Consider the following 26,599-nt stretch of genomic DNA (forward strand, 5'->3'; position numbering starts at 1 on the left):
CGAATCGAGGGGCCGCGACTCATCGGAATTGGATTCATGCGGACAGGAACCAGCATCGGTGGCGATTTCGGAAAATCCATTGTCGGTCAAGCGCGTTCTGGTGCTCGAGGACAATTTCATCATCGCCATGGAGGCCGAGGACATCCTGAAGTCCATCGGCGTGGAGCATGTCGAGATCGCGACCAATCTCGATCAGGCCCGCTCCCTGATTGACGTCCATAGCTTCGATTTTGCGTTTCTCGACGTCAATCTCGGCAATGAAACGAGCTTTGAGTTCGCCGAGGTGCTGATGGCGCGCGGCACTGTTTTCGGCTTCGTCACCGGCTATGGCGAGAGTTCTGTTTTTCCATTGGGGCTGCGTGATATTCCCCGGATAACCAAGCCTTTCAACGAAGTATCCATGGCGAGCCTGCTTTCGACCGCCGCCGATCCGTCCTCGGTTGGCGCATGAACGTCGCGACCGCCGGCGTGAGAAATCACAGCATCATCACCGTCAGTTCCGTCTTGTCGTAACCGAAATCGAGCGGCGTGGTGCCGGTGTGCTCCAACACCAGCCAGTCTCCGGCGGTCAGCAGTGCAAGCCCCATGGCGCAGTTACCGTAGGATGCGGAGGCGGCGTCGTTGTCGTTGATGCTGGCGATGGTCGTCGTGCCGTTGAGCTTGACCGCGACCGAGAAGGCGCCCGACGGATTGGCTTCGACGCCGAGGCAGGCGAGATAGGGTGCCGTCACCGGCACGACGAGGCGATTGCCGCCGCCAGCGACCGAGGCGCCGAGGCTGAATCCGCCCTGGTTGATGCTCAGCGTCGAAAAGCCCGTCTGCGAACCGGAGGAAGGCGTCAGCACGCCGCCGCCACGGGTCGCGCGGACCAGCGGGCGCTGCGGCATGCGCACCTGTCCCTCGCCGGTGATGCTGAGCGCGGACGTCCAGGCCGAACCGTCGGGACTGACCTTGACGGAAAAATCATTCGAGCCGGCAAGGCCAATCTCCGCCCGACCCGACCAGCCCGACTGGAACAGCAGGCTTGCCGTATCGGCGGCGGCCGACTTGTTGACCTTGACCTGATGCCCGTTTCCGGCATGCGTGAGCAGCGTCGCGGCTGCAGAGACGGCAAGGCGGTTGGTGCTGTCGGCGGAGGTGTTGATACCGAGCGTGGCGGGCGTGCCGATCGCGTCATAGGTCGTCCAGTCGCTGCCGTCGTGGATTTTCATCCTGTCCTCGGCGAGGAACCAGCCGCGCCAGCCCGTGCGCGGGGTGATGAAGATCCAGTCGCCGTCCTGGCGAAACGCCAGCTTGCCGGCCTTGCCTGCCCAGGTGCCCGTCGGTGATGCGGCAATCTCGTAGCAGGTGCCTTCCTGCGGGTCCGACGGCGGTGTTGCGAGGGATGCGGTGACGGTCAGTTGCGTGACGGCGTCGAGCCGCTGCAGCGCTTCGTTATGCGTGACGTGCTTTTGCGCCTGCGAGGGCAGGATATAGGGTATTTCAAGATTGATCGTCGTCTCGCTCATCGGCAATTCTCCTCTGTCGTCGAGAGAAGGGTAGCCGCGCGCCGAGGACGGTGGAGGATGGGACTTGATCCTCGTTGCTCGCAAAGGGAAATTTTCCGATCTCATCCCCGCCATCGGGCGGGGGAACGCCGGTCAGTTCTTGCCGCGCGAGACGAAATGCGGATTGGCGAAATCGACGTCGAAGATCTGGTTGCGCTTGCCGTAGGAGAGTGGGTTGCCATCCATGGTCAGGGTCTCGCCGCCGGCGGCGCGCAAAACGGCGTCACCGGCCGCCGTATCCCATTCCATGGTTCGACTGAGGCGCGGATAAATGTCCGCAAGCCCCTCGGCAAGAAGGCAGAATTTCAGTGATGAGCCGACAGATTCGTAATCCGTGATCCCGTGCGATGCCAGATAGGCGATGGTTTCCTGACTGTTGTGGGAGCGGCTGGCAAGGGCGACAAGCCGGTCGCCACGGCTGCGACAGCCGATGATCGTTTCCGGCCCGATCGTTCTTTGGTCGGAGACGACGGCCTTCTTCGCCTTGCTGCGAGTGGCGGCATAGAGAATGCCCAGCGCCGGCGCATAGACGACGCCGGCAACCGGTTCTCCCTTTTCGATCAGGGCGATATTGACGGTGAAATCATGGTTGCGGCCGACGAATTCCTTGGTGCCGTCGAGCGGATCGACCAGGAAAAAGGTCTGGCCGCTGATATCGGGAATCTGGCCCGCGGCAACGGCTTCCTCGGCGACGACGGGAATGTCGGGAAAGGCGGCCGCGAGGCGGTCGAGAATGATCCTCTCGGCGCTTTCGTCGGCATCGGTGACGGGGGAACAGTCGGCCTTGTAGCTGACATCCGGTCCGGCATGGTAGACGTCGAGGATGGCTTTCCCCGCAGCCACAGCCGCCTCTTCCAGTATATCCAGCATCTCAGTCCCGTGCCCCTGCGCCATCACTGTTTGCCGGTTGCGCGATTACACGCGGCCTTGTCGGCACAATAAATATACATCCACATTCCTTACCGGTCTCTTCAAGGATGAATCTGCAAATTTCCACGACTGTGCCGCATTTGGCACTGTATCTGCGGTCCCGTTCGGCTAGAGGTGCCGATAGCAAGGTGCGAGGCATTTCATCCGCCTTGCCTGCGTGGTGTTTGCGCCGGTTACCGCCTGTGCGCATGTGGCGCTGCAACATTGACAGGTGAATTGGGACTGGCATGCGATATTCGGCATTCTCGATCGTCAAAAACGCGCTCACGGGCAACGTCAACTGGAAGCCCGCCTGGCGGCAGCCGGAGCCGAAGCCCTTCTATGACATCATCATTGTCGGTGGCGGCGGTCATGGTCTGGCGACGGCCTATTACCTCGCCAGGGAATTCGGCCTGAAGAACATCGCCGTCTTGGAAAAGGGCTATCTCGGTTCGGGCAATGTCGGTCGCAACACCACGATCGTGCGCTCCAACTATATGCTATCAGGCAACGAGCCGTTCTATGAATTTTCGATGAAACTCTGGGAAGGCTTGGAGCAGGACCTGAACTACAACGCCATGCTGTCGCAGCGCGGCGTCATCAATCTCTACCATAATGACGGCCAGCGCGATGCCTATATCCGGCGCGGCAATGCCATGTGGATGGAGGGCGTTCCTGCCGAGATGCTGGACCGCGCGGCGCTGAAGAAGATGCTGCCTTTCCTCAATTTCGATCATGCCCGGTTCCCGATCCTGGGTGGTCTGCTGCAGAAGCGGGGCGGCACCGCGCGCCATGACGCCGTCGCCTGGGGCTATGCCCGCGCGGCCGATCGTCTCGGCGTCGATCTCATCCAGAATTGCGAAGTGACCGGCATCCGCCGCGAAAACGGCGTCGTCACCGGCGTCGAGACGTCGCGCGGCTTCATCGGCTGCGGCAAGCTGGGGCTTGCGGCCGCCGGCAACACGTCGCGGGTCGGCGAAATGGCCGGCCTCAAGCTGCCGATCGAAAGCCATGTGCTGCAGGCTTTCGTGACCGAGGGGCTGAAGCCGGCCATCGACCATGTCATTACCTATGGTGCCGGGCATTTCTACATTTCCCAGTCGGACAAGGGTGGCCTCGTCTTCGGCGCCGAGATCGACGGTTACAATTCCTATGCCCAGCGCGGCAATCTGGCGACCGTCGAGCATGTGATGGAGGAGGGGGTGACGATGATCCCCGGCCTGTCGCGCGTGCGCGTCCTGCGCTCCTGGGGTGGCGTGATGGACATGAGCATGGACGGCTCGCCGATCATCAGTCACACGCCGATCGACAATCTCTACCTGAACTGCGGCTGGTGTTACGGCGGATTCAAGGCGACACCGGCGTCGGGCTGGTGTTTCGCCCATCTGATCGCCAAGGACGAAACCCATCCTGTCGCCCGTTTCCTGCGCCTCGACCGTTTCGAGCGTGGCTATCCCATCGATGAACACGGTGCTGGTCCCCAGCCCAACCTGCATTGAGACCTGAAGAATGGCGAGCCTCATCCACTGCCCGCATTGCGGCGTCCGTCCGAAGGAAGAGTTTTCCATCCGGGGCGACGCATCCGTCCTGCGTCCCGATCCGGAAGCCTCCGACGAGGCCTGGAACGAGTATGTGCATATTCGCGCCAACCCTCGCGGCCGCTACCGCGAACACTGGCAACATGTGGCCGGCTGTCGCCGTTGGCTGGTCGTCGAACGCGATACGATGACCCATGCGGTGTATTCCGTGATCGACGGCGCGACCGTAGCGCGGGAGGCGGCGCGATGACCGCCTATCGTCTTTCCTCCGGCGGTCTTGTCGATCGAACCACCGCCGTCGATTTCAGGTTCGATGGCCGCGCCCTGACGGGACTATCAGGCGATACATTGGCCTCGGCGCTGTTGGCCAACGACCAGCTTCTGGTCGGCCGCAGCTTCAAGTATCACCGCCCGCGCGGCATCGTCACCGCCGGCCCCTCGGAGCCCAATGCGCTGGTGACCATCGGCCGGGGTTCGTGCTCGGACCCCAATACCAAGGCGACGGTTGCCGAGCTTTATGCCGGGCTCGATGCCCGCAGCCAGAATCGCTGGCCGTCGCTGAAACATGATGTCGGCGCGCTCAACACTCTGCTCTCGCCGTTCCTGTCGGCCGGCTTCTACTACAAGACGTTCATGTGGCCGGCCGCCTTTTGGGAAAAGCTCTACGAGCCGATCATCCGCAAGGCGGCTGGCCTCGGCCGCGCTGTTCTTGAGCGTGATCCCGAAACCTACGAGAAATGCTGGGCGCATTGCGACCTGCTGGTCGTCGGCGCCGGCCCGGCCGGCCTGATGGCCGCCCGCGTTGCCGGCCGTGCCGGGCTGCGTGTCATTCTTGCCGACGAGGATTTCCGGGCTGGCGGCTCGCTGCTCGCCGAAACCGTCGAGATCGACGGCATGCCGGCGCCTGCCTTTGCCGAAGCGCTGCTCGCCGAACTTCGCTCGCTGCCGAATGTCACGATCATGCCACGCACCACCGTGTTCGGCTGGTACGACGACAATGTCTTCGGTGCCGTCGAGCGGGTGCAGAAACATGTGGCGCAGCCGCAGGCGAAGCTTCCGGTGGAGCGCCTCTGGCGCATCGTCGCCAAGCGCGCGTTGCTGGCGACCGGGGCCGAGGAGCGGCCGCTGGTCTTCGGCGGCAATGATCGTCCCGGCGTGATGATGGCCGGCGCGGTCAGCACCTATGCCAACCGGTTCGCAGTCGCGCCCGGCAAGTCGGTGGCGATCTTCACCAATGGCAGCACGGGTTACCGCACCGCCACCGACCTTGCTGCCCATGGCATCGCGGTCGCCGCCATCATCGATAGTCGGGCCGACGCCGCAGACGTGGCTCCGGCGGGAGTCCGTGTCATCCGTTCGGGCTTCGTCATCGACACGCGCGGCAAGCAGCGCGTGTCCGGCATCGTCGTCGAGCGATCCGGCTTCGAGGAGATGATCGCCTGCGACGCGGTCGCCATGTCCGGCGGCTGGAACCCGGTCATCCACCTCGCCTGCCAACGCGGCGCAAAGGCGGTCTGGTCGCCCGAGTTGAACACGTTTCTCGCGCCGGATGTCGGCAGCGGACTTGTCGTGGCGGGTGCTGCAGCGGGGACCTATTCGCTGGCCGGGTGCCTGAGGGACGGTGTCCGGAAGGCGGCTGCGATCATCGCCGATCTCGGGTTTTCGGCTGTGGCGGACGCCTTGCCGTCCGTCAGCGGCGAGATCGATCCGTCGTTTACCGCACTCTGGTATGCGCCGGGCGCGAAGGCGAAGGCCTTCGTCGATTTCCAGAACGACGTGCATGTCAAGGATCTGGGACTGGCGCTGCGGGAAGGGTTTGGCCATGTCGAGCATGCCAAGCGCTACACGACCAACGGCATGGCGACCGATCAGGGCAAGCTCTCCGGCATCAACGCTACGGGACTTCTGGCGGCCATGCAGGGCGTCAGCCCCGCCGATGTCGGTACGACGACCTTCCGGCCCTTCTATACGCCGGTCGCCTTTGGCGCGCTGGCCGGCACGTCGCGAGACGAGCATGCGGCGCCTGTGCGCAAGTCGCCGCTCTACAACTGGGCTGAGAAGAACGGCGCCGTCTTCGTCGACTCCGGCCTCTGGTATCGCCCCGCCTGGTTTGCCCGCGAGGGTGAAAAGACCTGGCGGCTGAGCACCGACCGTGAGGTCTTGAACGTCCGTCAGAATGTCGGCCTTTGCGATGTCTCGACACTCGGCAAGATCGAAATCTACGGCAGTGACGCGGCAGAGTTCCTGAACCGGCTTTATTGCAACGCTTTCCTGAAACTGCCTGTCGGCAAGGCCCGCTACGGGCTGATGCTGCGCGAGGACGGCATGGTCTATGACGACGGCACGACCAGCCGGCTGTCATCCGAGCATTTCTTCATGACGACGACCACGGCGCTAGCCGGCGGCGTCATGTCCCACATGGAATATTGCGCGCAGGTTCTCTGGCCGGACCTCAAGGTGCGTTTCTGCTCCTCCTCCGATCAATGGGCGCAGATGGCGATTGCCGGGCCGAAAGCCCGTCTCGTTGTCCAGGCGCTTGTCGAAGACGATATTTCCGACGCGGCTTTTCCCTTCCTCGCGGCCCAGGTTGTGACGCTGAAGGGCGGGCTGCAGGGACGGTTGTTCCGGATCTCGTTTTCCGGGGAACTGGCCTACGAACTCGCGGTTCCGGCCTCCTTCGGCGAAGCCGTCGCCGACGCGGTGATGGAGGAGGGCAGGGCACACGGCATCTGCGCCTACGGTCTGGAAGCGCTGAACGTGCTGCGCCTGGAGAAGGGCCATGTCACCCATGCCGAATTCGATGGTCGCGTGACGCCCGATGATGCCGGCTTCGGACGCATGGTGTCCGCGCAAAAACCGGATTTCATCGGCAAGCGGCTGTCGACGCGCTACGGCCTGACCGCCGCCGACCGGATGCAGATGGTCGGACTAAAGCCGGTCGAGACGGACAAGCATATGCGTGCCGGTGCGCACCTGCTGCGGGAGGGGGCGAAGCCGTCGACGTTGAACGACCAGGGTTATGTCAGTTCCGCCGGGTTTTCACCAACGCTCGGCCATGACATCGCGCTCGCATTCCTTAAATCCGGACGTGAGCGTTATGGCGAGCGCATCATCGTCTGGGACAGGCTCGGCGGAACGGAAATGGTGGCTGAAGTCTGCCATCCGGTCTTTGTCGATCCCGGCAATGCGAAGCTGAATTCTTGAGACGGGTGCGGACATGAGCAGAACCTACATCTCCCGGCATCCCCTCGAAGGCCGAATTCCGTCCGAACCAGGCATCCGTGCTGTCGATCATCTCGATGTTCCGCAAAACGTGGCGATCGCGACCGTCATGGCGGCGGAGGGTGGAGACGCCTTCGTGACCGCCGCACTTGCCGCCGCGGGTGACCTGTCCGTGCGGTTTGTCGGGCCGGGCGAGTGGCTGGCTTTGTCGCAGACCGACACGCCGGAGGTGCTGTGCCGCAATCTGTCGCTGCTTCTGGCGGATGCCGCGCACATCTTCGACCAGAGCGATGGCCGTGTCCTCTTGCGGCTGTCCGGCCCGAATGTCCGCCGTATCCTCGCCAAGGGCGTCGGACCGGACCTGCACCCCGCCGTCTTCGAAATCGGCACGTCGTCCAACGTTCTCTGTGGCCATGTCGGCATCAATCTGGCGCGTGTCGGCGAGAACGACTTCGAACTCATCGTCATGCGCAGTTTCGCCGAGTCGTTGTTTGACGATCTCAAGCTGATGGGACGCGAATACGGTCTGTCCGTCGGATTTTCGGCCTGACGACAAAAGCGTCATCGCGTGACGCTTTTACGGCGCTGGTGAAGCAGCGAATGGCGGAAATGGACAAGGCCTGTTCGCAGCAATGGCTTTCTCCGCAATGCCTTTCCCACTACGGTTTCGAAAGCTAGATTTGCCCAATCGAACGGGCCGCTTTTTCCTGGCGCCCGAAACCGGAGAATTTTCATGAAAAGCCATGCCAGAGTCGTCGTGATCGGCGGCGGCGTCGTCGGGTGTTCTATCCTTTACCACCTGACGAAATTCGGCTGGACCGACGTCGTTCTCCTGGAGCGTTCGGAGCTGACCTCTGGATCGACATGGCATGCCGCAGGCGGCATGCACACGATCAACGGCGACCCGAACGTCGCCAAGCTGCAGAAATATACGGTCGAACTCTACAAGGAAATCCAGGACTATTCCGGCCAGGATATCGGCCTGCACATGACCTCCGGCATGATGCTGGCAGCGACCAAGGAACGTTTCGACTGGATGAAGTCGATTCTTGCCAAGGGCCGCTACATGGGGCTGGATGCCCATCTGCTGACGCCGAAGGAAGCGCATGAACTGATGCCGCTGCTCGATCCGACCCAATTCGTCGGCGCGGTGTTCGATCCGGTCGAAGGCCATCTCGATCCCTATGGCACGACGCATGCCTATGCCAAGTCGGCCAAGAAGAACGGCGCCGACATCTACCTGCACACCAAGGTCGAGGATCTCGTGCAGATGGAGAACGGTTCCTGGCGCGTCATCACCAACAAGGGCGAGATCATCGCCGAGCATGTCGTCAACGCCGCCGGTCTCTGGGCCCGCGAAGTCGGCCGCATGACCGGGCTGGAACTGCCGGTGCTTGCCATGGAGCACATGTACCTCATCACCGAGGACATGCCGGAAGTCATCGAATTCAACCAGACGCGCGGCAAGGAGCTGATGCACTGCGTCGATTTCGACGGCGAGATCTATCTGCGCCAGGAACGCAACGGCATGTTGATGGGCACCTATGAAAAGGCCTGCCGTCCGTGGTCGCCGATCACAACGCCCTGGGATTTCGGTCATGAGCTGCTGGCTGAGGATATCGAGCGCATCACGCCCGAACTCGAAGTCGGCTTCCGCCACTTTCCCGCCTTCAACAAGGCCGGCATCAAGAAGATCATCAACGGCCCGTTCACCTTCTCGCCGGACGGCAATCCGCTGGTCGGCCCGGTGCGCGGCCTCACCAACTACTGGTCGGCCTGCGCCGTCATGGCGGGCTTCAGCCAGGGCGGCGGCGTGGGCCTCGCGCTCGCCAACTGGATCATCTACGGCGATCCGGGCTTCGACGTCTTCGCCATGGACGTCTCGCGCTACGGCGATTTCGCCACGCTCGGCTTTACCAATGCCAAGGTCCGCGAAAACTATTCCCGCCGTTTCTCGATTCGTTATCCGAACGAGGAACTGCCGGGTGCGCGCCCGTTCCTGACGACGCCGATCTACGACAAGCTGAAGGAGGCCGGTGCGATCTTCGGCGCGTCCTACGGACTGGAAGCCCCGCTCTGGTTTGCGCCCAACGGCGAGGAGGACACGTTCTCCTGGCGCCGTTCGAACGACTTCGACGTCGTCGGCGCCGAGGCCAGGGCCGTGCGCGAAAGCGTTGGCCTGATGGAAACCTCGGGTTTTGCCAAATATGCCATCACCGGCAGGGGCGCCGAGGCCTGGCTGGACCGCATGTTGACCTGCCGCATCCCGGAGGCGGGGCGCATGTCGCTGGCGCCGATGCTGAAGGACGACGGCAAGCTGATCGGCGATTTCACGCTGGCGAAGCTCGCCGAGGGAGATTTCCTGCTGATCGGCTCCGGCATCGCCGAGGATTATCACATGCGCTGGTTCGAAAGCCACCTGCCCAGGGACGGTTCGGTCGCCGTCAAGGCGCTGAACCTGCAACTGGTCGGCCTTTCGATCGCCGGCCCGAATTCCCGTACGCTGATGTCCAAGCTGACCCATCTCGACATGTCGGACCAAGCCTTCGGCTTCATGGACATCCGCAAGATGGATCTCGGCATGGCGCCGGCGATCGTCGGCCGCGTCAGCTATACCGGCGATCTCGGCTATGAAATCTGGATGAAGCCGGAATATCAGCGCTATCTCTATGATCTGATCATGGAGGCCGGCGCCGAGTTCAACATCAAGCTGTTCGGCCTGCGTGCCCTCAATGCCCTGCGTGTCGAAAAGTCCTTTGGCAGCTGGTCGCGTGAATATCGTCCGCTCTACGGCCCGTTCGAGGCGGGCCTTGGCCGGTTCGTCGCCTTGAAGAAGGATGCGGATTTCATCGGCAAGGAAGCGGCCATCAAGGAAAAGACCGAGGGCGGAAGCCTGCGCCTGCGCACCTTCATCATCGATTCCAGCGAAGCCGACGTTATCGGTGACGAGCCGATCTATCTGAACGGCGAAGTGCGTGGCTGGGTCACCTCGGGCGGCTATGCCCATGCTTCGGGCGTTTCCGTCGCGATCGGTTATGTGCCGAAGGAGATCGCTGACGAAGCGGACGGCTGGCAGGTCGAGTTGCTCGGCGAAATGCTGACCGCGCGCCTGCAGCCGCAGCCGCTTTTCGATGCCAACGGCTCGCGCATGCGGTCATAAACGAATAACCTGTAATCTGATGGAAAACAAAAGCCGGGAGCAACGTTCCCGGCTTTTGTTTCGGATAAATCGATTAATCAAGAAAAAAATTGCTCAAAAGTGCGGCTTTTCCTGGTGATTTTTTGGGTTTTTCATCGATCCGTGCACCATTTTAATCCAAAACCGAAAGAAATTGTCGATGCCGCACTTTTAGGCTTCCTTTTTCCTTCTAAAGCGGTATGGAATCCGCATTGGCAAATGATGCTCTAAAAGGGCACAAAAACAAGAGATATGACCGCATGGATCATATCCGGGGGATATAGATGGAGTACTTTGTCCAGCAGCTCGTCAACGGGCTGACGCTTGGCTCAATTTACGGTTTGATAGCCATTGGCTATACCATGGTTTACGGCATCATCGGCATGGTGAACTTCGCGCATGGCGATATCTTCATGCTGGGCGGTTTCGCGGCTTTGATCGTTTACCTGCTGCTGGTTTCGCTGCTCGGCGGCGTGCCGATCGCGCTTGCGCTGTTCATCATGATTGTCGTCGCGATGCTGATGACCGGTCTGTGGAATTGGGTTATCGAAAAAATGGCCTATCGGCCGTTGCGCGGCTCGTTCCGCCTGGCGCCGCTGATCACCGCGATCGGCATGTCGATCGCGCTGTCCAACTTCATTCAGGTGACGCAGGGCCCGCGCAACAAGCCGATCCCGCCGATGGTATCTTCGGTCTATGAGATTTTCGGCATCTCGATTTCGCTGAAGCAGATCATCATCGTTGTCGTGACGGCAGTTCTGCTCACGGTCTTCTGGTATGTCGTCAATCACACGCCGCTGGGTCGTGCCCAACGTGCGACCGAGCAGGACCGCAAGATGGCGGCTCTTCTCGGCATCGACGTCGACAAGACGATCTCGATCACCTTCATCATGGGGGCGGCGCTCGCTGCCGTCGCCGGTACGATGTACCTGATGTATTACGGTGTCATCGTCTTCACCGACGGCTTCACCCCGGGCGTCAAGGCCTTTACGGCCGCGGTTCTCGGCGGCATCGGCTCGCTGCCGGGGGCCGTTCTCGGTGGTTTGATGATCGGCCTCATCGAGTCGCTGTGGTCCGCCTACTTCACCATCGACTACAAGGATGTCGCGACATTCTCGATCCTCGCCATCGTGCTGATTTTCAAGCCGTCCGGCATCCTGGGTCGGCCTGAAGTCGAGAAGGTATAATTTCATGGCAAATATTTCGAACACCAATGAGGGCGCCAGCAGCAATCTGATGGCGCGGGCTCTGCGCGAGGCCTTTTATGCCGGCCTCGTGGCGCTCGGTCTCTTCGTTCTCTTCGTCGGCCTCAAGACCGACCAGAACATCCTGAACGAGTTGATCCTCGTTCAGCGCTGGAGCCTGCTGGCGACCTTCGTCGTCATCGCCATGGTCGGGCGCTTCCTGTCGGTCGCCTTCATTCGTCCTTATCTGGCCGAGCGGAAGGCAGCGAAGTCGGCGGCTCCTGTACAGGAAGCCGGCTTCGTTACCCGCAATTTCAGCATGATCGCGATTATCGCACTGATCGTCTATCCGCCGATCATGGTCTACTTCTTCGGCTTCCAGGGATCGCTGAAATGGGTCGATAACTTCGGCATCCAGATCCTCATCTATGTGATGCTGGCCTGGGGTCTGAACATCGTTGTCGGCCTCGCCGGTCTGCTGGATCTCGGCTATGTCGCCTTCTACGCGGTCGGCGCCTATTCCTACGCGCTCCTCTCGGCCCATTTCGGGCTGTCGTTCTGGCTGCTCCTGCCGATGGCCGGCATCTTCGCGGCGCTGTGGGGCATCATCCTCGGCTTCCCCGTACTGCGCCTCAAGGGTGACTATCTCGCGATCGTGACGCTCGCTTTCGGGGAAATCATCCGCCTCGTCCTGATCAACTGGACTGCCGTCACCAAGGGTACGTTCGGGATTTCCGGCATCGCCAAGGCGTCGGTCTTTGGTATCTGGTCGTTCGATATCGGCGCGGCCAACAACTTCACCAAGGCGTTCGGCCTGCCGATGTCATCGGCCTACTACAAGATATTCCTGTTTTATCTCATCCTGGCGCTTTGCCTGTTGACCGCCTTCGTGACCATCCGGCTGCGGCGCATGCCGATCGGCCGTGCCTGGGAAGCGTTGCGCGAAGACGAGATCGCCTGCCGGTCGCTCGGGATCAACACCGTCACCACCAAGCTGACGGCATTTGCCACAGGCGCGATGTTCGGCGGCTTTGCTGGCTCCTTCTTTGCGGTTCGCCAGGGCTTCGTCTCGCCTGAATCCTTCGTGTTCCTGGAATCGGCCATCATCCTTGCCATCGTTGTTCTTGGCGGCATGGGCTCGCTGATCGGGATCGCTGTTGCCGCGACGCTCATGATCGGCGGCACGGAAATGTTGCGCGAGATGGAATTCCTCAAGCACATCTTCGGCCCCGAATTCACCCCCGAACTCTACCGCATGCTGATCTTCGGTCTGGCCATGGTTATCGTCATGGTGTGGAAGCCCCGCGGCTTTGTCGGCTCGCGCGAACCCACGGCATTCCTGCGCGAGCGCAAGACTGTCTCCGGCAGCTTCACCAAGGAAGGTCACGGTTGATCATGGCCGGAACGAATACGATGACGAAAGATCCCATCCTCAAAGTCGACCATTTGTCGATGCGCTTCGGTGGCCTCATGGCTATCAACGACCTGTCGTTCGAAGCCTATCGCGGCGATATCACCGCTCTCATCGGCCCGAACGGCGCCGGCAAGACCACGGTCTTCAACTGCATCACCGGCTTCTACAAGCCGACGATGGGCATGATCACGATGCGGCAAAAGGCGGGCAAGGAATTCCTCCTCGAGCGCATGTCGGATTTCGAGGTCAACCGCGATGCCAAGGTGGCCCGTACCTTCCAGAACATCCGGCTGTTTTCCGGCCTGACGGTTCTGGAAAACCTGCTGGTCGCGCAGCACAACAAGCTGATGCTGGCCTCGGGCTACACGATCCTCGGCCTGCTCGGCTTCCCCGCCTACAAGAAGGCTGCGGCGCAGTCGATCGAGCAGGCGAAGTACTGGCTCGAGAAAGCCAATCTGATCGATCGCGCCGACGACCCGGCCGGTGACCTCCCCTATGGCGCCCAGCGTCGTCTGGAAATCGCCCGCGCCATGTGCACGGGACCGGAATTCCTCTGCCTCGACGAACCGGCGGCCGGGCTCAACCCGCGCGAGTCGCTGGCGCTCAACACATTGCTGCGCAGCATTCGCCAGGACACCGGCACGTCGATCCTGCTGATCGAGCACGACATGTCCGTGGTTATGGAAATCTCCGACCATGTCGTGGTGCTCGAATACGGCCAGAAAATTTCGGACGGCAATCCGGACCATGTGAAGAACGATCCGAAGGTTATCGCGGCCTATCTCGGTGTTGAAGATGATGAGGTCGAAGAGGTGATCGAAGAGATCGAGCACATCACGCCGGGAGGACCGCTTTGATGAGCGACAATCTCCTGCATGTAAAATCCGTCGAAACATACTACGGCAATATCCGCGCTCTGGCGGGTGTCGATGTCGAGGTCAAGAGGGGCGAGATCGTCTGCATGATCGGCGCCAACGGCGCCGGCAAGTCGACGCTGATGATGACCATTTGCGGCAGTCCGCAGGCCCGCACCGGTTCGGTGGTCTTCGACGGCCAGGACATCACCCGCATGCCGACGCACGAAATCGCCCGGCTGCGCATCGCACAATCGCCGGAAGGCCGCCGCATCTTCCCGCGCATGACGGTGTTCGAAAATCTTCAGATGGGCGCCAGCCTGGACAATCTGAAGTATTTCAACGAGGACGTCGAAAAGATATTCACGCTGTTTCCGCGCCTCAAGGAACGCCAGGCGCAGCGCGGCGGAACGCTCTCGGGCGGCGAGCAGCAGATGCTGTCGATCGGCCGTGCGCTGATGGCGCGTCCGAAGCTTTTACTCCTGGACGAGCCATCACTCGGTCTCGCGCCACTGATCGTCAAGGGCATCTTTGCGGCAATCAAGAAGCTCAACGAAACGGAAGGCCTGACGGTCTTCCTCGTCGAGCAGAACGCCTTTGCTGCCTTGAAGCTGTCGCACCGTGGCTATGTCATGGTCAACGGCAAGGTGACGATGAGCGGCAGCGGCAAGGAACTGCTTGCCAATCCGGAGGTTCGTGCCGCCTACCTCGAGGGTGGCCATCATTGATCCCGCGCTGTCGCCGGGCTGCCGGCGATGGGCAGAGTTTGGGAATTGAGGCGCAGGGCAGGGACGTTTTCACGCCGCCGGCGCTTTGAAGGGAGCAAGGAATGCAGGGCATTCTCTACGAAGAACCGACTATCTGGCAGTTCATGCTGGTGACCGTGATCATGGGCGGCTGGACCGCCTGGCGCACGGGAAAGAGCTGCGCCGACAACTGGAGCAGCTACGCGACGCTGGTGGCCTATACGCTGCTCCTGGGTGTCGCTATCCGCTTCATCCATCATGCACTTTTTGAAGGCTCGATGCTGACGGGCCGGTACTATGTCGTGGACACGGTCATTCTTTTGTTGTTTGCTACGGGCGGTTATCGCTTCTACCGGACGAAGCAGATGACGGAAAAATACTACTGGCTTTATGAGAAGGCGTCGCCCTTTTCCTGGAAAGCCAAATGACAGAGGGAAACGCGCCAGCCGCTCGCGCTGACGCGGATATAAGAAAACCGGGGCGATTATGGCGGGTATCGTGATCGGTTTAAAAACACCCGCTCAATTTTTTGGGAGTAACAAGATGAAGAAATCACTTTTGTCTGCTGTCGCGCTGACTGCAATGGTCGCCTTCAGCGGCAATGCCTGGGCCGATATTCTGATCGGCGTTGGTGGCCCGATCACCGGTCCTAACGCCGCATTCGGCGCGCAGCTGCAGAAGGGTGCCGAGCAGGCGGCTGCCGACATCAATGCAGCCGGCGGCATCAACGGCGAGCAGATCAAGGTCGTGCTCGGTGATGACGTGTCCGACCCGAAGCAGGGCGTTTCTGTTGCCAACAAGTTCGTTGCCGATGGCGTCAAGTTCGTTGTCGGTCACTTCAACTCGGGCGTTTCCATCCCGGCTTCGGAAGTCTACGCCGAAAACGGCATCCTGCAGATTTCCCCGGCTTCGACCAACCCGACCTACACCGAACGCGGTCTGTGGAACACCTTCCGCACCTGCGGTCGTGACGATCAGCAGGGCGCCGTTGCTGGCGCGTTTATCGCTGCAAATTTCAAGGACGCCAAAATTGCCGTTCTTCATGACAAGACCCCGTATGGTCAGGGCCTTGCCGATGAAACCCGGAAGTCAGCAAACGCTGCTGGCATCACGGAAGCCGTCTATGAAGGCGTGAATGTCGGTGACAAGGACTTCTCGGCTCTCATCGCAAAGATGAAGGAAGCTGGCGTATCGGTCGTCTACTGGGGTGGCCTGCACACAGAATTCGGCCTCATCGAGCGCCAGTCCGCCGACCAGGGCCTGAAGGCGACCTTCATCTCGGGTGACGGCATCGTCTCGAACGAACTGGCTTCGATCGCCGGCGACGCAGTCGACGGCACGCTGATGACGTTTGCTCCGGATCCGCGCAAGAACGAAGCTGCAAAGGAGCTCGTCGAGAAGTTCCGCGCTGCCGGTTTCGAGCCGGAAGCCTACACGCTCTACGCTTACGCTGCCGTTCAGGTCATCGCTGAAGGCGCCAAGGCAGCCGGCGGCAACGATCCGCAGGCTGTTGCCGAAGCCATCAAGGCCAAGGGTCCGTTCAAGACTGCCATCGGCGAACTCGGCTTCGACGAGAAGGGCGACATCACCCGTCCGGACTACGTCATGTACACCTGGAAGAAGGGTGACGACGGCAAGTATACCTACGTCGAGAACGAATAATCTTTTTCGGAAATCCGATTGGTCTCAGGATCACGAAAGGCCCGGTTTTGCCGGGCCTTTTGCATTTCCGCTATACCGATACATGGCGTTCTGCCGAACGACGGCCTGTCCGTCCCGAAGAGTGGATCGGACGGTTGTGCTTTCTCCGATTCGTACAGCACTTTCATAAGAACGGCCGCTGATTGGCGACTGTTCGTGTGTTAGGTGTCAACTCCGGAATCGATTCAGGAGTAACCGATGACTGAGAAGCAACGCATCCTCGTGACCCGCCGCTGGCCCGGCGCGGTCGAACAGGTTCTGTCCGAGCGGTTTGACGCAGTTTTCAACGGGCCGGACAGTCCGATGGATGCGGCGGCCCTTGCCGATGCCCTGCGCAATTTCGATGCCGTCCTGCCGACCGTCTCCGACGGCCTGCCGGCAGCACTCTTCGAGGGCGGTGGCGTCCGGGTGAAAATCCTCGGAAATTTTGGTGTTGGCTACAACCATATCGACGTAGCATCCGCCAAGGCGAACCGCATCGTCGTCACCAACACGCCGGGCGTGCTGACCGACTGCACCGCCGATATCGCCATGTCGCTGCTTCTCTCCGTCGCGCGGCGCGCAGGCGAGGGCGAGCGGCAGGTCCGGGCCGGCGAATGGACCGGCTGGCGCCCGACGCATATGATCGGTACCAAGGTCACCGGCAAGACGCTCGGGATCATCGGCTTTGGCCGCATCGGCAAGGCAATGGCGAAGCGCTGCCATTTCGGTTTCGACATGGACATCGTTTTCTACAATCGCTCGAAGGTCGATTTGTCGGAAGCGGCGCGCTATGGCGCGCGCCAACTCGATACAATCGACGAGGTTCTGGCGATCGCCGATTTCGTATCACTGCATTGCCCGGGCGGCGGTGAGAACCGGCATCTGATCGACGCCCGCCGGCTCAAGATCACGAAACCCGGTGCTTACCTGATCAATACCGCGCGCGGCGACATCGTCGACGAGACGGCGCTGATCGAAGCTTTGGAAGCCGGGACTATCCGTGGTGCGGGGCTCGATGTCTTCGAGGCAGAGCCCGCCGTTCCCGAACGTCTGCGTGCGCTCCACAATGTCGTACTCCTGCCGCATCTCGGCAGCGCGACGGAAGAGACGCGCACCGCCATGGGCATGAAGGTGGTCGATAATATCACCGCCTTCTTCGAAGGCCGCGAGCCGCCGGACAGGGTCGCCTGACTATTGCTGGTGCAGCACTTTGGCAGCCTTGACGGCGGCTGACGCGCGGTTTTCGACCCCGAGCTTGACGTAGATCTGCTCCAGGTGCTTGTTGACCGTGCGGGCGCTGAGCCCGAGGATTTCGCCGATGTCGCGGTTCGATTTACCCTTGGCGATCCAGAGCAGCACCTGCGCCTCGCGCACTGTCAGAGAAAAATTCTGCCGCAGGATCTCATCGTCGCTGGTCTGGCTGACCCCCGTCAGGCGAAACAGGAATTCGTCGCCGCCGATGGCACCAAGATAGGCAAGCTGCAGCACCGGCTGACCATTCTGGTGGATCAACAGTGGGCTATCCTTGGCCGCGCCGTGCCTTTCGCGCTCCTGCAGCCACTGGTGGATAGGAACGACCAGTATATCCAGCCCGTCGTCGCGTCCGGTGGCCGCATTGGCCAGTCGGGTTGCCTGCGGCGTCGACCAGTGAATATTACCGGAGCCGCGCACCGCAAGGAGATGCCGTCCGGCTGCATCCAGTGCCACGCGGGCACTTTGGGCGGAGCGCGCATTGGCAAGGTGAACGCGGATACGGGCGCGCAGCTCGTCGATATTGATGGGCTTCGAGAGATAATCGACGCCGCCGGATTCCAGTGCATGGACGATGTGCTCCGTTTCGGTCAGCCCGGTCATGAAGATCACCGGCACCTGGGCCACCGCCGGGTTCGTCTTCAGTGCCCGGCAGGTATCGAAACCGTCCATACCGGGCATGACCGCGTCCATGAGAATGACGTCAGGCGTGATGCGATCGACCACCTTGATCGCCGCATTGCCGGAGGTGGCGATCAGCACGGAAAAGCCGGACTGCTCGAGCGCGTCGGTCAGGAATCCCAGCGTCTCGGGACTGTCATCCACGATGAGTACGATGTCGCGTGGATGCACGATTTCATTCACCAGCCAGTCTCCCCTGTTTATTGATGTTGTGCAGGAACTCGGCATAGCCGGCCAGATCGAAAGCCTGAACGTAGGTCTTCACTGCTTCTGTAAACGGTTGATTTTCATCATGTTTCGCCAGGTCGGCGAGCTTGGCCTCGATGCCTCTGATATAACCGATCTCACCGAGGCGGATGAGTTCCTCGACATGCGTTACGCCCGGGGTCTTTACCGTGCCGTTGGCCTTCCGCCTGGCTGGCGGCGGCAACGTGTCGTTATAGGTCCATTCCAGTGCCAGATGGACGGCGAGCTTGTCCTGCAACTGGCGGATATCGAAGGGCTTGGCGAGCGTGTCGTTATGGCCCGTCTGCGCGTCGGCTGCCGTGCCGTCGCCGATATTGGCCGACAGCATGATGATCGGCGCCGTCTGCTCATAGTCCTCGCGCAGCCGCGTCACCAACTGCCAGCCGTTCATGCCCGGCATCGAGATGTCGATCAAAAACAGATCGGGCTGGATGCCTTCGATCAGCGTCAGGCATTCAGCGCCGCCGGCCGCCGTCAGCACCACGAAATCGAGCGGCATCAGCACCTCGCGCATCAGGTCGCGATGATCCTCGTTGTCATCGACGACGACAATGGTGCGCCGTGGTCCGGAATAGCCGGTGATCTTGCGGATCGAGGGCAAGGCGGTTGTTGGCCGGTCGATCGCCGAGAGCATCAGCCGCACCTTGACGGTCGAACCCGCATCGCGCTCGCTATCGACGACGATATCGCCGCCAAGCGTCTGGGTCAGCAGACGGGTAATCGTCAGCCCCAGGCCAAGGCCCGGCATCGGCCGGACATGCTCGGCCTCGCCGCGCTGGAAGGGCTCGAAAATGCGCGGCAGGTCCGTCTTGGAGATCCCGCGGCCGGTGTCGGACACGGTGAAGGTCGCGACCTGGCTGCGATAGGCAACGTCGAAGCGGATGGTGCCGGTATCGGTAAACTTGACGGCGTTGGACAGGAGGTTGACGAGAATCTGCCGAAGCCGCTTTTCGTCGGTGCGGACATATTGCGGCAGGGCGCTGGTCCGATCGTGTTCGAATACCAGGCCCTTGGCCTGTGCCTGCGGGCGGAACATGTCGGCGATCTGGTCGAGGAAATCCTGGATGTTGATCTCGTTGGAATAGACCTGTAGCCGCCCGGCTTCGATCTTCGATATGTCGAGCAACCCGTCGATCAGGCCGGAAAGATGGTCGGCGCTGCGCTTGATGACCTTGATTGCCGACTGGCGCGGGGCGGGGATCGTCTCGTCGCGCTCGAGAATCTGGGCATAACCCAGCACGGCATTGAGCGGCGTGCGCAGTTCATGGCTCAAGCCCACGACGTAGCGGCTCTTGGCCCGGTTGGCCGCTTCTGCCGTTTCCTTGGCATATTGAAGCGCCGCGTCGGTCTTCCTGTGGGCGGCGATTTCCTTGAGGAGCAAGGTGTTCTGCCGGGACGATTCTTCCTCGGCGACCAATCGGCTGTCATGGGCAAGCACATAGAACCAGCAGACGACCCCGGTCACCACCGCGAAGACGAAGAACACCACGCCGACGGTCCGGTTGACGACCGCGGCCGTTTCCGGCGAGGCGGTGCCCGTCTGATGCGCGATCATGGCCAGGATCATGCCGATGCCGGCGACGGACAGGACGACAGCTATGCCATAGCGGCCGAGACGAGTTGAGAGGGTTTGTGTTACCTTCTGAGGTAAAAGAGCCTTGGCGATCACAGCGGTCTGCGCGTTGAAGCTCGCATGCGGCTTGCACATGTCGTGGCAGCGGCTGTCGAGCGAACAGCAGAGCGAGCAGATCGGCGCGGCATAGGCCGGGCACCAGGCCATGTCCTCTGGCTCGAACGGATGCTCGCAGATCGAGCAGGTGACGGTCGAGAGCTTCTTCCAGCTCTGGCGCGGCTTGCGGGCAAGATAATATTTGCCCTTGGTCGCCCAGGCGATGGCCGGGGAGACGACAAGCGCGGTGATTAGCGCGATATAGGGCGCAAGCGATGCTGCAACGGCACCCAGCACACCAAAATGGGCCGTCAGCGCGATCAGCGCCGAAACCGTCATGGCGCCAACGCCGACCGGGTTGATGTCGTAGAGATGGGCACGCTTGAATTCGATATTGGGCGGGGCAAGACCCAGCGGCTTGTTGATGAAGAGGTCGGCCGAGATCGTGCAGAGCCATGACATGGCGATGATCGAGAAGATGCCGAGCGTCTCCTCCAGCAGCTTGTAGATGCCCAGTTCCATCAACAACAGCGCGATCGCTACGTTGAACATCAGCCAGACCACGCGGCCCGGATGGCTGTGGGTCAGGCGGGAAAAGAAATTCGACCAGGCGAGCGAGCCTGCATAGGCGTTCATGACGTTGATCTTCAGCTGCGAGACGACCACGAAGGCGGCCATCAGCAGCAGCGCCGCATTATGCCAGGGGATCATGTAGCCGAAGGCTGTGAGGTACATATGCGCGGGATCGGCGGCATCCTCCACCTGTACGCCGGCGCTGAGGCAAAGCACCACGAGGAATGAGCCTGCCAAAAGTTTTGGTGCGCCGACAATCACCCAGCCGGCACCGGCGAGGAACACTGCAAAACGGTGATGCAGCTTGCGCTGGCCCTCCGCCGGCAGGAAGCGCAGGAAATCGACCTGCTCACCGATCTGCGCCATCAGCGCTAGGATGACGGCGGAGGCGGCGCCGAACTCGATCAGCGAAAAGGAGGCGAGGGTACCGGGGGCACCCGCCGGCTTGGCCGCTCCGGCAAAGGCGAGCCACAGATCGAATTTCCCCCAGTCGGCGAATGCGATGAAAATGAACGGGGCGATGTTGAGAGTGATCCAGAACGGTTGGGTGATCAACTGGAACTTACTGATCAGTCGCACGCCATGCGTTACCAGCGGGATGACCATGACGGCGCTGATGATGTAGCCGATCCAGAGAGGAATCCCGAGCGCCAGCTCCAGAGCCGCCGACATGATCGAGGCTTCGATGGCAAACAGCATGAAGGTGAACGAGGCATAGATCAGCGAGGTGATCGTCGAGCCGATATAGCCGAAGCTGGCGCCACGGGTCAGGAGATCGATATCGACGCCGTGGCGGATGGCGTAGCGGCTGATCGGCAGGCCGACCCCGAGCATGACGACGCTGGCGACGAGAATGGCGAGGATGGCGTTGGTCGTGCCATAGGACAGCGTGATCGCCCCGCCGATGGCCTCCAGAGCCAGGAACGAGATCGCCCCGATAGCGGTCTGCGAGATGCGTTGCGAGGAGAACTGCCGGGCGCTCTTGGCGGTGAAGCGCAACGCGTAGTCTTCCAGCGTCTGGTTGGCGACCCAGCGATTATATTCGCGCCGGACCGGAATGATGCGCTGGCGTGCTGTCATCTGCTGCGTGCGTTTCCCTAGATGCTGATAGAATGGCCTGTCGAGTGGCCGCAACGAAGTCGTAGCACAGATGTACGCGGGCATTAAGTGTGCTGCATTGCACACTTGCCCACCTCTTCTACGTCAATTGACGTATACAGAATTCCGGGTCCCCGTCGGATAGTTCCTTTACGAACGGTAAAGGTCTCCCAAGAGCCGTCGTCAAAGAACGAGAGGGGTTCACAATGAAATTCAAGTCTCATGTCATGAGCGCGTTTCTGGCAGCTGCGCTTGCCACGACAGCATTTTCAGGCGTCTACGCTGCCGACGACACGATCAAGGTCGGTATCCTGCATTCGCTGTCCGGCACCATGGCCATTTCCGAGACCACGCTCAAGGATGCCATGCTGATGCTCATCGAGGATCAGAACAAGAAGGGCGGCCTGCTCGGCAAGAAGCTCGAAGCCGTCGTCGTCGATCCGGCGTCCGACTGGCCGCTGTTTGCCGAAAAGGCCCGCGAACTGATTTCCGTCAACAAGGTTTCGGCCGTGTTCGGTTGCTGGACCTCGTCGTCGCGCAAGTCCGTTCTGCCTGTTTTCGAAGAGCTGAACTCGCTGCTTTTCTACCCGGTCCAGTACGAGGGTGAAGAATCCTCGCGCAACATCTTCTACACCGGTGCAGCGCCGAACCAGCAGGCCATTCCGGCGGTCGATTACCTGATGAACACCGAAGGCGTCGAGCGTTTCGTGCTTGAAGGCACCGACTACGTCTACCCGCGCACGACCAACAAGATTCTCGAAGCCTACCTGATCGCCAAGGGTATTCCGAAGGAAGACATCCTGATCAACTACACGCCGTTCGGTTTCTCCGACTGGCAGACGGAAGTTGCCAAGATCAAGGAATTCGGTTCGGCCGGCAAGAAGACCGCCGTCGTCTCGACCATCAACGGCGATGCCAACGTTCCGTTCTACAAGGAACTCGGCAACAAGGGCATCAAGGCGACCGACATTCCGGTCATCGCCTTCTCGGTCGGCGAAGAGGAACTTGCCGGTCTCGACACCAAGCCGCTGGTCGGGCACCTTGCTGCCTGGAACTACTTCCAGTCGGTCGATGCGCCTGCCAATGCCGAGTTCATCAAGGAATGGCACGCCTTCACCAAGAACGACAAGCGCGTAACCAATGACCCGATGGAAGCTGCCTATATCGGCTTCAAGGCCTGGGTATCCGCCGTTGAAGCAGCCGGCACGACCGACACCGACGCCGTTCTCGACACGATCATCGGCACCACCGTTCCGAACCTTTCGGGCGGCTACGCCACCGTCATGCCGAACCACCACATCACCAAGCCGGTGCTGATCGGTGAAATCCAGGAAGACGGCCAGTTCGAGATCGTGCAGCAGACGCCCGCCGTCGTCGGTGACGAATGGTCCGATTACCTGCCCGACTCGAAAGACCTGATCTCCGACTGGCGCAAGCCGATGTCCTGCGGCAACTTCAACGTCGCAACGGGCAAGTGCGGCGGTAAGGGCTCCTGATTTCATCAAGGCCAATATACTCCGAACGGCTTAACCGCCGTTCGCCAATTGATCCAATGACCTTTTGATTGATGCCAATACCCTCCGTCCGGATCTCCCATCCAGGCGGAGGGACTTCCATCCTTTTGCCTCCTATCTGGCATGTTTTCTGCATGGTGAGGCCCGGGGATACGGTTCCGGCTGCCGGTCCCGACTGATCTGATCGTCGGACGAGCGAATTGCGGAAATCTTAAGCAGCGTCGCCAGCGCCGGGTCTTCCTGCCGCTGTTACGACGCCAAGCGAACGGAACAAGAAGAGCTCATGTATCGCGCCACTCAGACTTTTCTCGTCGCTCTCTGCCTGCTCGTCAGTTGCCTGGCAACGGGCCTGCGTGCACAGGAGGCTATTCGTCCCTTCGTTGATGGGCTCGGAGGTACCGCGTTTCCGCAGAAGATCGAGGCGGTCAAGTCCTTGGCGGCGTCCGGTGATCCGAAAGTTGCCGAAATCCTGCAGAACCTCAGCGATGGCAAGCTGTATGCGCCGAAAACGGGCGGGGCGGTTTATCTTGCCGGCCCGACAGACGGGACCTATGTCGACGTTCTCACCGGCGTTGCCGTCGCCGATCCGCCGGGCAATCTTGCGAAGATCAGGCTGAACAACGGCCTGCGCGGCGCGATCGGCGTCGCACTCAGCCAACTGACGCTGCTCAGCCCCGACCGCGCGGCACGTCTCGCCGCATCGCAGGACCTTCTGAAGGAAGCCAACCCGGACAACCTCGATCTCTTGAATTCCGCTCTGTCGAAAGAACAGGACGGCGAAATCAAGGCGACGATGGAAGCGGCGCGCGCCGTCATCATGCTGAAGACGGATGCCAGCGCCGAGGACAAGAAGGCGGCCATCGACACGATCGCGGCGCGCGGCAATCGCGATGCGCTGGCAATCCTGATGGCCGCGATGGACAACGCGCCGGACGATCTCAAGCCCGTCATCGAGGCAAATATCGATTCCATCACCCGCAGCCTGGCGGTCTGGGACGTCTTCCAGAACGTCTGGTACGGCCTGTCGCTCGGCTCTGTCCTGCTGCTCGCCGCTATCGGTTTGGCCATTACCTTCGGTGTCATGGGCATCATCAACATGGCGCATGGCGAAATGGTCATGCTGGGCGCCTATACGACCTATGTCGTGCAGCAGACGATCGATTCCGTGGCGCCCGGCATGAGCGATTATTCGCTGGTCTTTGCCGTTCCCGCAGCCTTCGTCTTCACCGGGCTGGTCGGTATCGCCATCGAGCGCAGCGTCATCCGCTGGCTCTACGGCCGCCCGCTCGAAACGCTGCTTGCCACCTGGGGCATTTCGCTGATCCTGCAGCAGTCAATCCGCACGATCTTCGGCCCCACCAATAGGCAGGTCGACAATCCGGGCTGGATGTCCGGCGTGTTCGAGATCGGTGGTCTGTCCAGCACCTGGAACCGCCTCTGGATCATCCTGTTCTCGCTCAGCGTCTTCGTGGCGCTGCTGCTCCTGCTCAAGCGTTCCAAGTTCGGCCTGCAGATGCGCGCCGTCACCCAGAACCGCCGCATGGCCTCCTCGATGGGCATTCGTACCCCTTGGGTTGACGCCCTGACCTTCGGCCTCGGCTCGGGCATTGCCGGCATGGCCGGCGTGGCGCTCAGCCAGATCGACAATGTCTCGCCCAATCTCGGCCAGAACTACATCATCGACAGCTTCATGGTCGTGGTCTTCGGCGGGGTCGGCAATCTCTGGGGCACGCTGGTCGGGGCCCTGACGCTCGGCATCGCCAACAAGTTCCTTGAGCCCTATGCCGGTGCGGTGCTGGGCAAGATTATCATCCTCATCTTCATTATTCTCTTTATCCAGCGGCGGCCCCGCGGCCTGTTCGCGCTCAAGGGAAGGGCGGTCGAACAATGATTGCGCAAATGCTGTTCATGAGACATGAAAAGAAAACGATCTGGGCGGTCGGCCTGATCCTTCTCGTCGCGGCCTTCGTGCCACTCTCCAACCTGCTGATCCCGGAAGACAATTTCTTCCACGTGCCGGGCCATCTGGTGCCGCTGCTCGGGAAATACCTGTGCTACGCGCTGTTGGCTCTGGCGCTGGATCTGGTCTGGGGGTATTGCGGCATTCTTTCGCTCGGCCACGGTGCGTTTTTCGCGCTGGGCGGTTATGCGATGGGCATGTACCTGATGCGCCAGATCGGCGACAGGGGCGTCTACGCCAACCCGTTGCTGCCGGACTTCATGGTCTTCCTCAACTGGAGCGAACTGCCATGGTACTGGACGGGCTTCAACCATTTCTGGTTTGCGGCCCTGATGGTGTTCCTGGTGCCGGGGATTCTCGCCTTCGTGTTCGGCTGGTTCGCATTCCGCTCGCGCGTCACCGGTGTCTATCTGTCGATCATCACCCAGGCGATGACCTATGCCCTGCTCTTGGCCTTCTTCCGCAACGAAATGGGCTTTGGCGGCAACAACGGCCTGACCGATTTCAAGGAAATCCTCGGCTACAATATCCAGGCCGGCGGCACGCGGGCAACTCTATTTGCCGCAACCGCTCTTGCCCTTGCTCTCGCACTTGTTTTCAGCTCCGCCATCGTTCGCTCGAAATACGGCAAGGTGCTGGTCGGCGTGCGCGATGCGGAAAGCCGGACCCGGTTCCTGGGTTACCGCGTCGAGAACATGAAGCTCTTCATCTTCACCGTTTCGGCGATGATGGCGGGTGTCGCCGGCGCGCTTTACGTGCCGCAGGTCGGCATCATCAATCCGGGTGAATTCGCTCCGGCCAATTCGATCGAAGTGGTCATCTGGACCGCGGTCGGCGGGCGCGGCACGCTGATCGGACCGATCATCGGCGCTGTGCTGGTCAATTTTGGCAAGAGCATCTTTACCGCCGCTTTCCCTGAATTCTGGCTGTTTGCGCTCGGCGCGCTGTTTGTGGCAACCACCCTGTTCCTGCCCAAGGGCGTGGTCGGCACCGTTCAGCAGTATCTCGCGCGCCGCCAGGAACAGAAGAAGGCTGATGCGATCGAGAAGGCCTATCAGGACAAGGCCACTGCCAAGGCGGATAGCCAGCTTGCTGCACTCGAACCCCAGGCCGCGGAGTAAAGTCTATGGATGAGAAACCCTCCAAAAGCCTGCTGTATCTTGATGGCGTGTCTGTTTCCTTCGATGGCTTCAAGGCGCTGAATTCGCTGTCCTTCGTGGTCGATCCGGGCGAGTTGCGCGCGATCATCGGCCCGAACGGCGCCGGCAAGACGACGATGATGGACATCATCACCGGCAAGACCCGGCCGGATTCGGGCCAGGTCTTCTTCAA

General features: G+C 61.0%; 21 protein-coding genes. 17 read left to right on the forward strand and 4 right to left on the reverse strand.

The window, feature by feature from the left end; translation table 11 throughout:
- Positions 1 to 58: 58 nt before the first annotated feature.
- Positions 59 to 451 (forward strand): response regulator, encoded by a 393-nt coding sequence (locus tag VL202_RS10855; RefSeq protein WP_325464124.1) that lies wholly within the window; start codon positions 59 to 61, stop codon positions 449 to 451.
- 25 nt (positions 452 to 476) lie between these two features.
- On the opposite strand, the gene VL202_RS10860 is transcribed toward VL202_RS10855, so the two are convergent.
- Both VL202_RS10860 and cysQ read right to left on the reverse strand, forming a co-directional pair.
- A complete protein-coding gene (locus tag VL202_RS10860; protein ID WP_325464125.1) occupies positions 477 to 1,508 on the reverse strand; it encodes a DUF2793 domain-containing protein in 1,032 nt (343 codons plus the stop codon).
- A gap of 132 nt (positions 1,509 to 1,640) precedes the next feature.
- Positions 1,641 to 2,417 (reverse strand): 3'(2'),5'-bisphosphate nucleotidase CysQ, encoded by a 777-nt coding sequence (gene cysQ, locus VL202_RS10865; protein WP_325464126.1) that lies wholly within the window; start codon positions 2,415 to 2,417, stop codon positions 1,641 to 1,643.
- A 287-nt stretch (positions 2,418 to 2,704) separates the two neighbouring features.
- Between cysQ and VL202_RS10870 the strand changes: the two genes are divergently transcribed.
- The 12 genes from VL202_RS10870 (at position 2,705) to VL202_RS10925 (ending at position 17,466) form a co-directional block, all read left to right on the forward strand.
- Positions 2,705 to 3,955 carry a sarcosine oxidase subunit beta family protein gene (locus VL202_RS10870; protein ID WP_325464127.1) on the forward strand — a complete coding sequence of 417 codons (1,251 nt, stop codon included), beginning with the start codon at positions 2,705 to 2,707 and terminating at the stop codon, positions 3,953 to 3,955.
- A 10-nt stretch (positions 3,956 to 3,965) separates the two neighbouring features.
- Entirely contained in the window at positions 3,966 to 4,244 is a 279-nt protein-coding gene (locus tag VL202_RS10875; RefSeq protein ID WP_325464128.1) for a sarcosine oxidase subunit delta, read from the forward strand.
- Positions 4,241 to 7,198 (forward strand): sarcosine oxidase subunit alpha family protein, encoded by a 2,958-nt coding sequence (locus VL202_RS10880; RefSeq protein ID WP_325464129.1) that lies wholly within the window; start codon positions 4,241 to 4,243, stop codon positions 7,196 to 7,198. The genes VL202_RS10875 and VL202_RS10880 overlap by 4 nt, the downstream gene beginning before the upstream one ends.
- A 13-nt stretch (positions 7,199 to 7,211) precedes the next feature.
- On the forward strand, positions 7,212 to 7,766 hold the full coding sequence (locus VL202_RS10885; protein ID WP_325464130.1) for a sarcosine oxidase subunit gamma: 555 nt from the start codon (positions 7,212 to 7,214) through the stop codon (positions 7,764 to 7,766).
- Positions 7,767 to 7,949: 183 nt separating this feature from the next.
- Positions 7,950 to 10,376, forward strand: coding sequence for an FAD-dependent oxidoreductase (locus VL202_RS10890; RefSeq protein WP_325464131.1), 2,427 nt, complete (start codon positions 7,950 to 7,952; stop codon positions 10,374 to 10,376).
- 302 nt (positions 10,377 to 10,678) lie between these two features.
- On the forward strand, positions 10,679 to 11,581 hold the full coding sequence (locus VL202_RS10895; protein ID WP_325464132.1) for a branched-chain amino acid ABC transporter permease: 903 nt from the start codon (positions 10,679 to 10,681) through the stop codon (positions 11,579 to 11,581).
- Between the two features lie 4 nt (positions 11,582 to 11,585).
- Positions 11,586 to 12,971, forward strand: a complete 1,386-nt coding sequence (gene livM / locus VL202_RS10900) for a high-affinity branched-chain amino acid ABC transporter permease LivM (RefSeq protein ID WP_325464133.1) — start codon at positions 11,586 to 11,588, stop codon at positions 12,969 to 12,971.
- Positions 12,971 to 13,849: an ABC transporter ATP-binding protein gene (locus VL202_RS10905; protein ID WP_325464146.1), complete on the forward strand. Its 879-nt coding sequence runs from the start codon at positions 12,971 to 12,973 to the stop codon at positions 13,847 to 13,849. The genes livM and VL202_RS10905 overlap by 1 nt, the downstream gene beginning before the upstream one ends.
- Positions 13,849 to 14,574 carry an ABC transporter ATP-binding protein gene (locus tag VL202_RS10910; RefSeq protein WP_325464134.1) on the forward strand — a complete coding sequence of 242 codons (726 nt, stop codon included), beginning with the start codon at positions 13,849 to 13,851 and terminating at the stop codon, positions 14,572 to 14,574. Before VL202_RS10905 ends, VL202_RS10910 begins: the two co-directional genes overlap by 1 nt.
- Positions 14,575 to 14,675: 101 nt before the next feature.
- Positions 14,676 to 15,020 carry a DUF6867 family protein gene (locus tag VL202_RS10915; protein WP_325464135.1) on the forward strand — a complete coding sequence of 115 codons (345 nt, stop codon included), beginning with the start codon at positions 14,676 to 14,678 and terminating at the stop codon, positions 15,018 to 15,020.
- Between the two features lie 115 nt (positions 15,021 to 15,135).
- Positions 15,136 to 16,254 carry a branched-chain amino acid ABC transporter substrate-binding protein gene (locus VL202_RS10920; RefSeq protein ID WP_325464136.1) on the forward strand — a complete coding sequence of 373 codons (1,119 nt, stop codon included), beginning with the start codon at positions 15,136 to 15,138 and terminating at the stop codon, positions 16,252 to 16,254.
- A 237-nt stretch (positions 16,255 to 16,491) separates the two neighbouring features.
- Positions 16,492 to 17,466: a D-glycerate dehydrogenase gene (locus tag VL202_RS10925; protein ID WP_325464137.1), complete on the forward strand. Its 975-nt coding sequence runs from the start codon at positions 16,492 to 16,494 to the stop codon at positions 17,464 to 17,466.
- Here VL202_RS10925 and VL202_RS10930 read toward each other — a convergent pair whose 3' ends face one another.
- On the reverse strand, positions 17,467 to 18,390 hold the full coding sequence (locus tag VL202_RS10930) for a response regulator transcription factor (protein ID WP_325464138.1): 924 nt from the start codon (positions 18,388 to 18,390) through the stop codon (positions 17,467 to 17,469). It abuts the gene before it with no gap.
- The gene (locus VL202_RS10935; RefSeq protein ID WP_325464139.1) at positions 18,383 to 21,775 is read right to left on the reverse strand and encodes a hybrid sensor histidine kinase/response regulator; all 3,393 of its coding nucleotides are present in this window, start codon (positions 21,773 to 21,775) and stop codon (positions 18,383 to 18,385) included. Before VL202_RS10935 ends, VL202_RS10930 begins: the two co-directional genes overlap by 8 nt.
- Before the next feature lie 224 nt (positions 21,776 to 21,999).
- Here VL202_RS10935 and urtA point away from each other — a divergent pair, with 224 nt between their 5' ends.
- The 4 genes from urtA to VL202_RS10955 form a co-directional block, all read left to right on the forward strand.
- On the forward strand, positions 22,000 to 23,289 hold the full coding sequence (gene urtA, locus VL202_RS10940; protein WP_414692837.1) for an urea ABC transporter substrate-binding protein: 1,290 nt from the start codon (positions 22,000 to 22,002) through the stop codon (positions 23,287 to 23,289).
- A 301-nt stretch (positions 23,290 to 23,590) separates the two neighbouring features.
- Positions 23,591 to 25,198: an urea ABC transporter permease subunit UrtB gene (gene urtB, locus VL202_RS10945; protein ID WP_325464140.1), complete on the forward strand. Its 1,608-nt coding sequence runs from the start codon at positions 23,591 to 23,593 to the stop codon at positions 25,196 to 25,198.
- Positions 25,199 to 25,206: 8 nt separating this feature from the next.
- Positions 25,207 to 26,388 (forward strand): urea ABC transporter permease subunit UrtC, encoded by a 1,182-nt coding sequence (gene urtC / locus VL202_RS10950; RefSeq protein ID WP_414692838.1) that lies wholly within the window; start codon positions 25,207 to 25,209, stop codon positions 26,386 to 26,388.
- Positions 26,389 to 26,393: 5 nt separating this feature from the next.
- Positions 26,394 to 26,599 (forward strand): ATP-binding cassette domain-containing protein (locus tag VL202_RS10955; RefSeq protein ID WP_325464142.1); only part of this gene is annotated, 206 nt, incomplete at its 3' end.

It is taken from the genome of Pararhizobium sp. (assembly GCF_035497515.1).
GTDB lineage: Bacteria > Pseudomonadota > Alphaproteobacteria > Rhizobiales > Rhizobiaceae > Pararhizobium.